The following is a 12,568-nucleotide window of genomic DNA, read 5'->3' as shown; positions in this document are numbered from 1 at the left end:
GACTTCACGCCATGACCCTCCTGAAATGGGCCCTCATCTGCTTCGTGATCTCGCTGATCGCGGGCGGCCTCGGCTTCACCGGCATCGCCTCGGGCGCCGGGTCGCTCGCCCGGATCCTGTTCGGCCTGTTCCTGCTGGTGGCGATCGTCATCGTGGTGGTGGCCTTCGCCATCGGCCAGGCGGTGTTCTAGGGCCGTGGCGGCGCGCCCGGGCACGGCTTCCGGCGAGCCCGCCGCCCGAGCGGCGATGACCGGGAAGGTCTGCCTCGTCACCGGGGCGACCTCCGGCATCGGCTACGAGACGGCTCTGGGCCTGGCCCGGGAAGGCGCCCGCGTCGGCCTCGTCGGGCGCGACGCCGCCAAGGTTGCGCGCGCGATCGGGGAGATCCGCGCCCGCGCCCCCGGGGCCGCGCTCGACGCCTTCGTGGCCGACCTCTCGTCGCAGGCCGAGATCCGGCGCCTCGCGGCCGAGATCCTGGCTCGCTACGCCCGGCTCGACGTGCTGGTGAACAATGCGGGCGCGATCTTCGACCGGCGCGAGATCACGGCCGACGGCATCGAGCGCAGCTGGGCCCTCGACCATCTCGGCTACGTGCTCCTGACGCTCCTGCTCCTCGACCGGCTCAAGGCCAGCGCCCCCGCCCGCATCGTCAACGTGGCCTCGGCGGCCCATACCCGCGGGCGCATCGATTTCGACGATCTCGAGGGGGCGGGGCGCTACAGCCCCATCAAGGCCTACGCGCAGGCCAAGCTCGGCAACGTGCTGTTCACGGCGGCCCTCGCCCGGCGGCTCGGCGGCAGCGGCGTCACCGTGAACGCCCTGCATCCGGGCGTGATCAACACGGGCTTTGCCAAGAATACCGGCGGGCTCCTCGGCTTCGGCTGGAGCCTGATCCGCCCCTTCCTGAGCAAGCCCGAGGACGGCGCGGCGACCTCGCTCCACCTCGCCACCGCCCCCGACCTCGCGGGCGTCAGCGGGCGCTACTTCGCCCGCAGCCGGCCGACGCCCCCCTCCGCCGAGAGCCAGGACCGCGCGGTGCAGGAACGGGTCTGGGAGATCAGCCTTCGGCAGGTCGGGCTGAGCGCGTGAAGACGGCGCCCGCCGCCTTCCCCTGACGCGCGGGGAGGGCCGGCCTCAGGCCGATTTCGGCAAGGCCGGCGCGATGGCCGGCGTGATGGCCGCCGTCATGGCCGCGCGCTCCTGCTCCAGCGCGCCCGAGAGCGCCTTCGCGATCAGCGCCCGGGTCTCGTCCACGCCGTAGAGGGCGATGAAGGAGCCGAAGCGCGGGCCCCGCGCCTCGCCGAACAGCACGTTGTAGATCGTGGTGAACCAGGCCTGCGACACGCCGGGGCGCCCGTCGGGGCTCTTGGCCTTGCCCGACAGGTCCGGGAAGTGGCGCCGGCCGACCTCGTAGACCACCGCCTGCAGCGCCTCGGGATCAGTCGAGCCCGCATGCTCGGCCAGGGAGGACGCGAGGTCCTCCAGGGCCGCGCGCTCCTCGGGCGTCGGCGCCCGGTAGGTCTTGGCCGGGCGCACGAAGTCCCGGTAATAGGCGAGCGCGTGCCCGACCAGCCGGTCGAGGCCCGGATGCGTCTGCGGGCCGATCCCGTCGGCGTAGCGCCGGAGGAAGCCCCAGAGCACGGCCGGATCCTCGGCATTGGCCACCGCCACGAGGTTCAGGAGCATCGCGAAGGTGAGCGTCGTGGCCTTGGTCTCGGGCCCGCCCCCGATCGTCTCGGGGGCCGGCGGCTGGCCCGCGTGCAGGTGCCAGACCGGGTTGCCGAGGCGCAGCTTCGGGTCCTGGCCGGGAAAGCGGTCGAGGAAATTCAGGTACTCGTCGACGTGGCGCGGGATCACGTCGAAGAACAGGCGCTTGGCCTCGCGCGGCTTGTTGTACATGAACAGCGCGAGCGATTCCGGGGTGCCGTAGGCGAGCCACTCGTCGATGGTGAGCCCGTTGCCCTTCGACTTCGAGATCTTCTGCCCCTTCTCGTCGAGGAACAGCTCGTAGTTGAAGCCCTCCGGCGGCTCGGCCCCGAGGGCGCGGGCGATCTGGCCCGAGAGCTTCACCGAATCGATCAGGTCCTTGCCGGCCATCTCGTAATCGACGCCGAGCGCCACCCAGCGCATCGCCCAGTCGGGCTTCCATTGCAGCTTGGCGCCGCCGCCCGTGATCGGGGTCTCGTAGGCCTCGCCCGAGCTCGGGTCGCGCCAGACCAGCGTGCCGGCGGCGGCCCGAACCTCGTCGATCGGCACCTGCATCACCGCCCCGGTGACCGGATGGAGCGGCAGGAAGGGCGAGTAGCTCGCCGAGCGCTCGGCCCGCAGCGAGGGCAGCATGATCGCCATGACGGCGTCGTAGCGCTCCGCCACCAGTCGCAGCGTGTCGTCGAAGACACCCGCCTCGTAGCAGGCGGTGGCCGAGCGGAACTCGTAGTCGAAGCCGAAGGCGTCGAGGAAGCGGCGCAACTCGGCGTTGTTGTGGGCCCCGAAGCTGTCATGGGTGCCGAACGGGTCCGGCACCCGCGTCAGCGGCTGGTTGAGATGGCGCGCCAGGAGCTCCCGGTTCGGCACGTTGTCCGGCACCTTGCGCAGGCCGTCCATGTCGTCCGAGAAGGCGATGAGCCGCGTCGGGACGCGGTCCTGCGTCAGGACCCGGAAGGCGTGCCGCACCATCGAGGTGCGGGCCACCTCGCCGAAGGTGCCGATATGCGGCAGGCCGGAGGGCCCGTAGCCGGTCTCGAACAGCACCTCGGCATTGGGCTTGCGCTCCAGCCGCGCCACGATCTTGCGCGCCTCCTCGAACGGCCAGGACGCCGCGTGGGCGGCGGCCTCGATCAGGGCGGGGTCGAGGGAGAGCGGGGACGGCATGATCAGGAACGACGCTTCGAAGAAAGGGGCTTTGCGAAGGGCGGCACCCTAGTGCGCTTTGCCGCGCTGCGAAATTCCCCATGCTGGTTTTTGTGGTCGCGGCCTGCGCGGCGCCCGGAAACACGCCGGTCGCACGCGCTCAGGCCGCGGCCTACGCGGTCATGACCTGCTCCAGCCGCCGCACGGCCTCGACGAAATGCGGAAAGCTCCGCCGCATCCGCGCGAGGCTCTCGTCGGTCTTCGCCGCATCGAGATCGAAGCCGTAGCGGTGACGTACGCGGTGGCGGAAGCCCTTCAGCTCCGTGAGGGCGGCGTAGAGCGGGTCGTCGAGGAGGGCCGGGCGAATCCCCGCGAGTGCCGCCCGCATCTGGTCGAGGAGATCCTGATGGGAGGTTTCTCCGGTCGGCACCGAGCCATCAATGTCGTTGGCAAGGTTCAGGAGAACGTCCTCGATGCCGTTATAGGCGTTGTGGACCGCCGCCGCGATCGTCGTCGTTCGTCCCCAGACGGTCACCAGATCCGGCGAGAGGGCATCGTAGAGCCTGAGAAAATCGTCGAGATTCGCGAGCTCGCGGTGAGCCCGCTCGAGCTTCGGCCCGAGCTTAGCGAAGGCCGGGTGAGACGACGAGATCATGCTCGAAGGCCTCCCGCTGGGACGCTGTCAGGTCGCAGGCGAAGATCAGGTCATAGGGGATGCCGGAGGCGCGCAACGCCTCCGCGACCGCGCGTTCGACCTCGGCGCGCTCGGCGCCGTCGACCGGGTTGCGAACCAGGAGGTCGATGTCCGAGTGCAGCCGGAACCGGCCGGCGGCCAGGGACCCGATCACCGCGACGTCATACCCGCGGGCCTTCAGCCCCGCCAGAAGGGCGGTGGCCCGGCCCCGTGCGGTCCGCGCGCGCGCCTCGGTCCGCGCCGCCACGAGGCGGTCGATCCGGCTCGTCGGAGATCTGCTGGCTGCCGGCATCGCGCGCCACACTCGCTCGGCCTCGCTGAGGGCCAATCCCGATGTAGGCGATCGGCCGGACGGGCACCAGAGCGCCCGCGCCGCGCCACCCCTCAGAACGGCGAGACCGGGAAGAAGCGCAGGTACAATTCGGCGTAGCGGCCGTCGTCCCAGAGACGCTGGAGCGCGTCGTCGAGGGCGCGGGAGAGCGCCGCATCCTCCTGGCGGGTGACGAGGCCGATGCCCTCGCCGAAATAGCGGTTCTCCAGGTAATCGCCGCCGATCAGCGCGCAGCAATTGCCGGATTCGAAGCCGCCGACGAAGAGCGCGAGGCCGAGCCCGTCGGCGAAGACGTAGTCGGTCTCGCCCCGGCGCAGGGCGCTCTCCGCCGCCGAGAGATCGGTGAATTCCCGCAAGGTTGCCTTCGGGAAGAAGGCCTTCAGGTAGGCGGCGTGGGCGCTCCCGGCGATCACCCCGACATTCTTGCCCGCGAGCGCCGCCGCGGAGGGCTCGGGCAGGCCGCGGTCGGTGCGGGCGATGAAGCGGGCCGGCCAGCGGAAGAACGGCCGCGTGGCGAGAAACCGCGACCGCAGGGTCGGGGTCAGCGGGATCGCGGCCGCGACCACGTCGCCCTGGCGCTCGTTGAGCGCGTCGAGCAGCGTGTCGAAGCGCCGGGCCTGCACCGTGCAGGTGATCGACAGGCGCTCGCAGACGGCGCGGGCGAGTTCCACCACGAAGCCCGTCGGGTTGCCGTCGGGGCCGGCGAAATGCAGCGGCGGGAACTCGTCGTCGGTGAGGAAGCGGACGGCGCGGCCGGTCTGCGGCGCCTCCACCCGCTCGCCGCGGCTGCGCGGATTCCAGAAGTTCGGGATCGCGACATTCTGCGCCGGCGCCGGCGGCTGAGGGGTCTCGGCGCCGGCCGGCACCGCGATGGTTGCGCCCGCAACGAAAATGGGAATAATGGCCCATCGGGCGCCGCGACGCGGGCCGGATCGGCGGAACGGCCGGTTCGCACCCAGGATGCGCTGGCACAAGGCGGGGAAGGGTCGGCTCACCCGTCTCCCCTAGCACGTTCCGGGGCCGGCGGGAGCGGGTGCGTGTCGTTCCTCGGGATTCCATCGCCCTGGTCCGGCGCGCGGGCGCTGCCGCCGGAACTCGCCTTCCTGCTCGCCGAGGGCGTCGAGCCCGCCCGGCTCCTGCGCGCCGCGGCGCTGGCCCGCGCCAGCGGCAGCGACGGCGCCACCGCCCTCCTGCATGCCGGCCTGATGGGCGAGGAGGCCTATTACCGGGCCCTGGCCCGGGCCCTCGGTGCCCCCCTTCCTCGACGGTCCGATCCCGTTCCGGGCGAGCCTGCGCTTCCCCGACAGCCTCGCGACCGGCCTCGCGCCCCTCGCGGCCGGGGCGCCCGCCGCCTTCGTGCTGGCGCCGCGGGGGGCGGAGATCGCCGAGTGGCTCGCCGGCCGCAGCCCGCCCGGGCGCCTGCCCGCCATCACGACGCCGACGCGCCTGCGCGCGGCGGTGTTCGCGGCGATGCCGGGGCGGATCGCCGCCTACGCGTCGGACGAACTGGCGCGGCGGCGGCCGGACTGGGCCTTCCGGCCGGGGCCGCGCCCGAGCCACGCGATCCTGGTCGCCCTCCTGGCGGCGATGCTCGCCTGCCTCTATGCCGGCCTGCCCGGCTGGGCGGCGCTCGCCTGCCTGACGGCGGTGCAGAGCGTCTTCCTGGCGATGGCGACCTTCCGGCTCGGCGCCCTCTGCATCCCGGCGCCGGTCGACCAGCCCGAGCCGGCGCCCCTCGCGGAGTGCGAGCTGCCGGTCTACACCGTGCTCGTCGCCCTCTGCCGGGAGGCCGCCGTGGTGCCCCGCCTTGTGGGCGCGCTGACGCGGCTCGATTATCCAGTGACGAAGCTCGACATCAAGCTGGTGATCGAGGCGGACGATGCCGAAACCCATGCGGCCCTCGCGGCCGAGGCGCTGCCCCCGTGGTTCGAGATCGTGGTGGTGCCGCCGGGCCTGCCCCGCACCAAGCCCAGGGCCCTGAACGCTGCCCTGCCGCTTGCCCGGGGCGCCTGCCTGGTGGTCTACGATGCCGAGGACGTGCCGGACCCGGCGCAACTGCGCCGCGCCGCCGCGCGCTTTCGCGCGGGACGGCCGGACCTCGCCTGCCTGCAGGGGCGCCTCGTCATCGACAACGCCGCCGATTCCTGGCTCACCCGCTGCTTCGCCCTCGAATACACGGCCCTGTTCGACGTGCTCGGGCCCGCGCTCGCCCATTGGTGCCTGCCGACCCCGCTCGGGGGCACCTCGACGCATTTCCGCACCGCCATCCTGCGGGCGGTGCATGGCTGGGACGCCTGGAACGTCACCGAGGATGCCGATCTCGGGATGCGCCTCGCGGTTGCGGGCTACATCGTCGGGGACCTGCCGAGCGCCACCCTGGAGGAGGCGCCGGCCGAGATCCGGCCCTGGCTGCGCCAGCGCACCCGCTGGATGAAGGGCTTCCTGCAGACGAGCTTCACCCATGCCCGCCGCCCCTGGCGCAACCTGCGCGCGCTCGGCCCCCTGGAGGTGCTGTGCGCCCTCGCGCTGGTGCCCGGCACCGTCGCCTCGGCCCTGGTCTACCCGTTCCTGATGGGGGCGGCGGCGGCGGAATTCCTCCTGAGTCCGGTCTGGGCCGGGCCCGAATTCTGGCCGAACCTGCCAACCGGGCTCGCCATCACGATCTTCGTCACGGGATTTTCCGCGATGCTCCTGCCCGCGACGCTCGGGGCGCTGCGGCGCGGCTGGATCGACCTCGTGCCCTACGTGCTGATGCTGCCGCTCTACTTCCTGCTTGTGAGCCTCGCGGCCTGGCTCGGCCTGATCGAGCTGATCCGCGCCCCGAACCGCTGGAACAAGACCGAGCACGGCCTGTCGCGCACCTCCCGCAGCGGCGCCCTGAAAAGCCGCCCGGTCGCGGAGCCGCTCAGATCCGCTTTGCCAGTTCCGCCGCGGTCTCATCCGCCGGCCGCTGCAGGTTGAGGGCGCCGATGAAGCGGTTCCGGCCGTCCATCACGTAGACCAGGGCCGTGTGCTCCATGGTGTAGTCGTCGCCCTTGGACGGCACCTTCCGGGAATAGGCCCGGTAGGCCTTGACCGCGGCGGCGACCTGCTCGGGGCTGCCGGTCAGCCCGACGATGCGCGGGTCGAAGCTGCCCAGATAGGTCTTCAGGCTCTCCGGGGTGTCGCGCTCGGGATCGACCGTGATGAAGGCGACCTTCATCGCCTTGGCCTTGTCGCCGAGGGCGGCCAGCACGTCGGAGATCTGCTGCAGGGTCGTCGGGCAGATGTCCGGGCAATGGGTGAAGCCGAAGAACACGAGATGCGTCGCTCCGGCGAAATCGCGCTCGGTGACGGTCTGACCGTCCTGGTTCACCAGGGTGAAGGGGCCGCCGACGCTGGAGGTCGCGACCGGGGCCCGCTCCGGCGCCAGGGTCAGCACCGCCACCGCCGCGAGCCCGACCAGCCCGGCCAGGAACGCCCCGAGGGGCAGGAGCAGGCGACGCGTGCGGTCGGGCAGCATGGAATCTTCCTCAGCGAACGGGCGCGCGCGGCCATGAAGGCGTGGCGAACCACGCGGGCGCCGCCCTGGCAAGGGGGCATCCGGTCGCCGCCGATCCCGGGGCAAGGCGGAATCGCTCACGCCTCCGCAGCGCAGAGGTCCTCCACCGTCCTCAGATAGGACTTGGCGTCGAACTTCCGGAGGGAGTTCTCGCTCTGGTAGCGCACGGTGCCGAAGATCTTGCGCCGCGCCCAGGGGCGGTCGTGCAGGCCGTAGACCCAGGCGACGTTGGTGAAGGAATTCGGGTCGCGGCCGTCGAGGAAGTAGCGGTTGTTGAGGCGCAGGGTCCGGGCGAAGCCCTCCTCGGGGGAGGGGGACCATTCGAGGATCTTCTTGCCCCAGTACATGCGCAGGTGATTGTGCATGTAGCCGGTCTCCCGCATCTCGGCCTGGGCGGCGTTCCAGTATCGGTCGTGGGTGCGGCCCTCGGCGAGCTCGGCTTCCGTGTAGGTCCGCGGGCGCGGGTCGCTCGCGTGCTCGGCCAGGGTCTTGCGGGCCCATTCGGGGACGGCGCGCGCGAAGGCGTCGTAGCCCTCGGTGTAGAAAACGTGGTTCATCGCGAGTTCGCGCCGCACGATGACCTCCTCCAGATAGGCGGCCTTGTCCTCCGCCCCGCCCGCCTGGGCGGCCCGCACCGCGAGGGCGATCTCCACCGGCGAGATCTGGCCGAAATGCAGGTAGGGGCTCATATGCGAGGCCGCGCCCGCCTCGGGCCGGTTCCGGTCGCTGCCGTAATCCGCGAAGGGGCCGGCGAGGTAGGCCTCGAGGCGCGCCCGCGCCTCCCGCTCCCCGCCCCGGAAGCGCTTCACCGGAGGCACCGTGCGGTCGAGGCTCATCCCGGCCAGCACCGCGTCGGGATCGGTCACGTCGATCTCGCTCGCGAGGCCGAGCGTGGCCGCCGCGTGCGAGACCCGGCGCGGCGCGAGCGGCTGGATGTACTCCTCCCAGATCCGGTGCAGCTTCGGCCGGAGCGTGCGCGCGGCGTATTCGTGCTTGCCGGAGGCGACCTCGACCGGGACCACCACGTCGCCCTCGATCTGGACGAGGCGGGTGTCGACGCCCGCGCTGATCTCGCCGTACCAGCGCTTCTGGATCGCCAGATAGCCGCGGTCCAGGACCACGAGGGCGGCGCGGCGGGCGAGGTCGAGGCAGATCGCGGCCGGCGACATCTTGCGCATCACGAAGGCGACGCCGCGTTGCTCCAAACCCGCCTTGGCGTCGGCGAGGCCCTGCAGCAGGAAGGCGTAGTGGCGGGCATTGGCCTCGGGAAAGCCGCTCTTCCCGTCGAGCAGGCCGAAGCAGGCCACCACCGGGAGGCCGAGGCGATGGCCCTCCTCGATGGCAAATTCCAGCGCCGGATTGAAATGCGCGCGGTTCGCCTGCTGCAGCAGGTAGAGGACGTAGGCGCCCTCGGCCCGGGGCGCGACGTCGTTGAGGATGCGAATACGTCCCGCCTGGATGGCCATTCTGTCCCTCGTCCCCCGAGAACCCAGGAGCACAAGTTAGGGCGCGGGCCCCGCATATCCGCAGGGGCGGATGGGAGACGGCGAGCGTCCCTGACCAGAGAAACGAGCCCGCCCGGGCGGAGAATGACTTGCCCGATCAGGGCGTTATCGCGCCGAACCTTGGTGCGCACGGCGGAGGGGCCCGCGAAATCGACCGCCTGACTGGATGCGACATTTTGAGCACATCACGAAATCAATGTGCGCGGTCGCACCAAAAGAGACAGCCTTGCTGCCCCAATCCCCTTGAATTCGGCCGCAGGAGGTTCAGATTGTGCATCGCGGGAGCGCGATGGCGTCGCGGTCCCGCTGCCCTCCTTGGGCGTTTCCTCCCTAGACTTCGGGCCGCTCCTTCGGGAGTGGCCTTTTTTCTTGGTCGAATCGCATCGAGGGTGCGTCAGCCGCGCGCCCGCGCCCGGATCATGAAGTTGTCGTAGGTGTACTCAGCCACCTGGAACCAGAGGTATTCCTCGTTCCGGAAGGTCTTCATCGCCTCGAAGATGCGCTTGAAGTCAGGGTTCTTGGCCGCGATCTCGCCATAGACCTCGTTGGCCTGCTTGAGGGCCGCCTCCATCACGTCCTGGGGGAACGGGCGCAGCTGCGCCCCGCCCGCCACGAGGCGGCGCAGGGCGCCGGGATTGCGGGCATCGTAGCGCGCCTGGACCTCGGCGCTGACCTGCGCGGCGGCACCCTGGAGGGCGGCCCGGTAAGTCTTGGGCAGGGCCTTCCACTTCTCGGCGTTGAGCCAGAAATGCAGCATGGCGCCGCCCTCCCAGAAGCCCGGGTAATGGTAGATCGGCGCCACCTTCTGCAGCCCGAGCTTCTCGTCGTCGTAGGGCCCGATCCACTCGGCCGCGTCGATGGCCTTCGATTCGAGGGCGGCGTAGATCTCGGGGCCCGGCGTCGCCTGCGGCACGGCGCCGAGCTTGGCCAGCACCTGGGCGCCGAGGCCGGCGATGCGGATCTTCAGGCCCTGGAGGTCGGCCACGCTCTTGATCTCGCGACGGAACCAGCCGCCCATCTGCGCGCCGGTATTGCCCCCCGGCAGGGTGGCGAGCCCTTGCTTGGCGAAGATCTCGGCGAAGAGCTCGCTCGCGCCGCCGGCGAGCCACCACGCGTTCTGGCCGCGGGCGTTGAGGCCGAAGGGCAGGGCGGTGGCGAGCGCGAAGGTCGGGTCCTTCTGCATCGCGAGGGTCGCGGGGGCGTGGCCCATCTCGACGGTGCCGGCCGCGACCGCGTCGAGGAGGCCATCCGCCCCGACGGCCTCGCCGACCCCGAGGGGCTTGATCTGGAAGCGCCCGTCGGTGGCCTCCGCCACGAGGCGCCCGAAGGTCTCGGAGGCGCCGAACAGGATGTCGAGCGTCTTCGGATAGGCCGAGGCGAGGCGCCAGCGCAGCTCCGGCGCGGTCTGGGCGATCGCCGGGGCGGCAAGCGCGCCGGCCGCCGCGACGCCGCCGAGACCGGCGGTGAGCAGGGCGCGTCTCGGAAGGGCGCGTCTCGGCAAGGCGCCTCCCGGCAGGGTCGAGGGCATGACGTCCGGCTCGTTCAAGCGGTCGTCGCTCGGGTGGTCTTCGGTCAAGGCGTCGTCCAATGCGTCGATGTCCCGCGTCGCGGCGAGGCCGCCGTTCACGAACGGAGATCACGCCGAAACGATCCACCGGCCCAGTGCCGGGCCATAACACGCCGATTCCCGACTCGAAACCGGGGGGCGCCCCATGCTAACCCGGCCCCATGACCCCCGAGAGCATCACCCTCCACACCGTCTGCGGCCTCGAGGAGATCGCCGGCCATGCCGGGCGGGGCGTCAGCCACGTGCTCTCGCTCCTCGATCCGGGGACGCCGGAGCCGGAGAGCTTCGCGGGCTTCCCGGCCCATCACCGCACCACCCTGCGCTTCCACGATTGCCTCGCGCCCGGCGAAGGTCTGGTGCCGCCCGAGCGCGCCGATGTGGCAGCGATCCTGGCCTTCGGGTCCGAGGCGCGCGGGGGCGGGCACCTCTTGGTGCATTGCCATTACGGCCTGTCCCGCTCGACCGCCGCCCTGCTGATCCTGTTCGCCCAGGACGCGCCGGAGGCGTCCGCCGAGGCGCTGGTGGCGCGCCTCCACGCCCTGCGGGAGCCCGCCTGGCCGAACGCCCGGATGATCGCCTTCGCGGACACGATGCTGGGGCGCGACAACGGCCTGAACGCGGCGGTGCGGCGCCTGCACGCGCACCAGCTCGGCGTGCGCCCGCACCTCGCCAAGCTCCTGCGCGATCTCGGCCGGGGCGCCGAGGTGGACGCGGCCCTGTCGGCGCCGGCGTGAGCCCGACCGCGGCCGGGGCTACTTGCCGGCGGGCGTGAAGGCGCCGTCCTTCCAGACGTAGAGCACGTAGCCCTGCGCGGTGACGTCGCCCTTGGCGTCGAAGCCGACGGAGCCGAGGACGAGGTCGAAGCGCTCCCGGTGGAGCGTGGCGGCGATCGTCTTCGGGTCGCCCGCATGGGCGAAGTTGCCCGCCGCCACCAGCGCCTGGAGGGCGGCGTAGCCGTAGATGGTCGAGCCCGTCGGGTCGACGCCCTCGGCCTTGAAGGCCTGGACCACCGAGGCGGCGGCGGGCTGGCGGCTCGGGTCGAGGTAGAAGGTCATCAGGACGCCGTTGCTCGCCGGGCCGGCGATCTTGGCGAAATCCTGGGTGGCGATCGCGGAGGTGCCGAACCATTGCGGCTTGAAGCCCCGCTCGGCCGAGATCCGCACGAGGCGCCCCATCTCGGTGGCGTCGCCCCCGTAATAGACCACGTCGATCCCCGCCGCCTTCAGCCGGTCGGCCAGGGCCGCGTCGTCGGCATCGCTCGGCGAGAAGGCCACCGACATGGCCTCGTTGATGCCGATGCGGTTGAGGTTGTCCTTGGTGGCCGCCGCCAGCGTGCGCGAGGCGGGCGTCAGATCCTGGATCAGGGCGATCTTGCGGTCCCGGAAGCGCTCGGCCAGCACCGTGGCGGAGAGCCGGGCCTGGTCGTCGTCGCGCCCGCAGACCCGGAAGATCGTGGGCAGGCCGCGGTCGGTCAGCCGGGCCGCCACCGAGGCCGCCGTGATCATCAGGGCGCCGTTGGCGGCGTAGACCTCCGAGGCCGCCATCGAGGCGTTCGAGCAGACATGCCCGACCACGAGGCCGACCTTGGATTGCACGAAGTGGTTGGCGACTGCCGTCGCCTTGTTGGAATCGCAGGCATCGTCCTGCACGTCGAGGGTGATGGGCTCGCCGTCGAGGCCGCCATGGGCGTTGGCGTCGCGCGCCGCCGCCTCCACCCCGCGCAACACCTGCTCGCCCACGGCCACGTAGGCGCCGGAGCGCGGCACCGCCACGCCGATGGTGATCTCGGCCGCGGCCGGGCATGCGAGGGCTGAGACACCCACCGCCAGGCCGAGCAGGGGGGCGACACGTCTGATCTTCATCGGGCCTCTTCTAGACGCTCAGCCCGCGCCGATACAAAGCCCGCGGTCCCGTCCGTCTTCCCGGTACGGAGGAAACGACGGGGCCGCGCAGATTGGCAAGAGGGGAATTGGTGCAACACGGCCGGAACGGCCGCGCGCGTTTGGCTCATCGGGTATAGGCGTAGACGGAGGCGGCGGATCCGATGGGTCCTGCGACGGAGGCGGCGACGCCCAGGACC

Annotated in this window: 12 protein-coding genes; 4 read left to right on the top strand and 8 right to left on the bottom strand. The window is 71.6% G+C overall.

All coding sequences use genetic code 11. The features are described 5' to 3' along the window. The first annotated feature begins 11 nt into the window (after positions 1-11). Together F6X53_RS17260 and F6X53_RS17255 are read left to right on the top strand one after the other, a co-directional pair. A complete protein-coding gene (locus F6X53_RS17260) occupies positions 12-191 on the top strand; it encodes a DUF1328 domain-containing protein (RefSeq protein ID WP_056469231.1) in 180 nt (59 codons plus the stop codon). 55 nt (positions 192-246) lie between these two features. Next, complete coding sequence (locus F6X53_RS17255; protein ID WP_151001436.1) at positions 247-1,089, top strand: SDR family oxidoreductase; 843 nt, start codon at positions 247-249, stop codon at positions 1,087-1,089. A gap of 45 nt (positions 1,090-1,134) precedes the next feature. On the opposite strand, the gene F6X53_RS17250 is transcribed toward F6X53_RS17255, so the two are convergent. From F6X53_RS17250 to F6X53_RS17235, 4 genes are all read right to left on the bottom strand, one after another. Beyond that, positions 1,135-2,871, bottom strand: coding sequence for a lysine--tRNA ligase (locus F6X53_RS17250; protein WP_151001435.1), 1,737 nt, complete (start codon positions 2,869-2,871; stop codon positions 1,135-1,137). A 151-nt stretch (positions 2,872-3,022) separates the two neighbouring features. Beyond that, positions 3,023-3,505, bottom strand: a complete 483-nt coding sequence (locus F6X53_RS17245) for a ribonuclease toxin HepT-like protein (RefSeq protein WP_238296667.1) — start codon at positions 3,503-3,505, stop codon at positions 3,023-3,025. Continuing rightward, positions 3,474-3,836: a nucleotidyltransferase domain-containing protein gene (locus F6X53_RS17240; protein ID WP_151001434.1), complete on the bottom strand. Its 363-nt coding sequence runs from the start codon at positions 3,834-3,836 to the stop codon at positions 3,474-3,476. The genes F6X53_RS17245 and F6X53_RS17240 overlap by 32 nt, the downstream gene beginning before the upstream one ends. A gap of 92 nt (positions 3,837-3,928) precedes the next feature. After that, a complete protein-coding gene (locus F6X53_RS17235; protein WP_244965588.1) occupies positions 3,929-4,747 on the bottom strand; it encodes a transporter substrate-binding domain-containing protein in 819 nt (272 codons plus the stop codon). A gap of 376 nt (positions 4,748-5,123) precedes the next feature. On the opposite strand from F6X53_RS17235, the gene F6X53_RS17230 reads away from it, so the two are divergent. Further along, positions 5,124-6,836 carry a glycosyltransferase family 2 protein gene (locus F6X53_RS17230; RefSeq protein WP_238296671.1) on the top strand — a complete coding sequence of 571 codons (1,713 nt, stop codon included), beginning with the start codon at positions 5,124-5,126 and terminating at the stop codon, positions 6,834-6,836. Here F6X53_RS17230 and F6X53_RS32450 read toward each other — a convergent pair. The 3 genes from F6X53_RS32450 to F6X53_RS17220 form a co-directional block, all read right to left on the bottom strand. Beyond that, positions 6,781-7,377 (bottom strand): SCO family protein, encoded by a 597-nt coding sequence (locus tag F6X53_RS32450; RefSeq protein ID WP_191970875.1) that lies wholly within the window; start codon positions 7,375-7,377, stop codon positions 6,781-6,783. The genes F6X53_RS17230 and F6X53_RS32450 overlap by 56 nt on opposite strands. Before the next feature lie 116 nt (positions 7,378-7,493). Further along, on the bottom strand, positions 7,494-8,882 hold the full coding sequence (locus tag F6X53_RS17225) for a deoxyribodipyrimidine photo-lyase (RefSeq protein WP_151001433.1): 1,389 nt from the start codon (positions 8,880-8,882) through the stop codon (positions 7,494-7,496). Between the two features lie 433 nt (positions 8,883-9,315). Continuing rightward, positions 9,316-10,449, bottom strand: a complete 1,134-nt coding sequence (locus F6X53_RS17220) for a TRAP transporter substrate-binding protein (protein WP_151001528.1) — start codon at positions 10,447-10,449, stop codon at positions 9,316-9,318. 200 nt (positions 10,450-10,649) lie between these two features. On the opposite strand from F6X53_RS17220, the gene F6X53_RS17215 reads away from it, so the two are divergent. Continuing rightward, on the top strand, positions 10,650-11,222 hold the full coding sequence (locus F6X53_RS17215) for a tyrosine phosphatase family protein (RefSeq protein ID WP_151001432.1): 573 nt from the start codon (positions 10,650-10,652) through the stop codon (positions 11,220-11,222). An 18-nt stretch (positions 11,223-11,240) separates the two neighbouring features. On the opposite strand, the gene F6X53_RS17210 is transcribed toward F6X53_RS17215, so the two are convergent. Continuing rightward, positions 11,241-12,350 carry a branched-chain amino acid ABC transporter substrate-binding protein gene (locus F6X53_RS17210; RefSeq protein ID WP_151001431.1) on the bottom strand — a complete coding sequence of 370 codons (1,110 nt, stop codon included), beginning with the start codon at positions 12,348-12,350 and terminating at the stop codon, positions 11,241-11,243. Positions 12,351-12,568 lie beyond the last annotated feature (218 nt).

The organism is Methylobacterium soli (genome assembly GCF_008806385.1).
Classification (GTDB): Bacteria; Pseudomonadota; Alphaproteobacteria; order Rhizobiales; family Beijerinckiaceae; genus Methylobacterium; species Methylobacterium soli.
Note: the sequence above shows the minus strand (reverse complement) of the source record. Positions and strands in the feature narration are given on the sequence as shown.

What these genes read in the sequence shown, in the direction of transcription:
- F6X53_RS17260 (WP_056469231.1), top strand. Translation starts at nt 12, where the DNA reads ATGACCCTCCTGAAATGGGCCCTCATCTGCTTCGTGATCTCGCTGATC.
- F6X53_RS17255 (WP_151001436.1), top strand. Translation starts at nt 247, where the DNA reads ATGACCGGGAAGGTCTGCCTCGTCACCGGGGCGACCTCCGGCATCGGC.
- F6X53_RS17250 (WP_151001435.1), bottom strand. Translation starts at nt 2,871, where the DNA reads ATGCCGTCCCCGCTCTCCCTCGACCCCGCCCTGATCGAGGCCGCCGCC.
- F6X53_RS17245 (WP_238296667.1), bottom strand. Translation starts at nt 3,505, where the DNA reads ATGATCTCGTCGTCTCACCCGGCCTTCGCTAAGCTCGGGCCGAAGCTC.
- F6X53_RS17240 (WP_151001434.1), bottom strand. Translation starts at nt 3,836, where the DNA reads ATGCCGGCAGCCAGCAGATCTCCGACGAGCCGGATCGACCGCCTCGTG.
- F6X53_RS32450 (WP_191970875.1), bottom strand. Translation starts at nt 7,377, where the DNA reads ATGCTGCCCGACCGCACGCGTCGCCTGCTCCTGCCCCTCGGGGCGTTC.
- F6X53_RS17225 (WP_151001433.1), bottom strand. Translation starts at nt 8,882, where the DNA reads ATGGCCATCCAGGCGGGACGTATTCGCATCCTCAACGACGTCGCGCCC.
- F6X53_RS17220 (WP_151001528.1), bottom strand. Translation starts at nt 10,449, where the DNA reads ATGCCCTCGACCCTGCCGGGAGGCGCCTTGCCGAGACGCGCCCTTCCG.
- F6X53_RS17215 (WP_151001432.1), top strand. Translation starts at nt 10,650, where the DNA reads ATGACCCCCGAGAGCATCACCCTCCACACCGTCTGCGGCCTCGAGGAG.
- F6X53_RS17210 (WP_151001431.1), bottom strand. Translation starts at nt 12,350, where the DNA reads ATGAAGATCAGACGTGTCGCCCCCCTGCTCGGCCTGGCGGTGGGTGTC.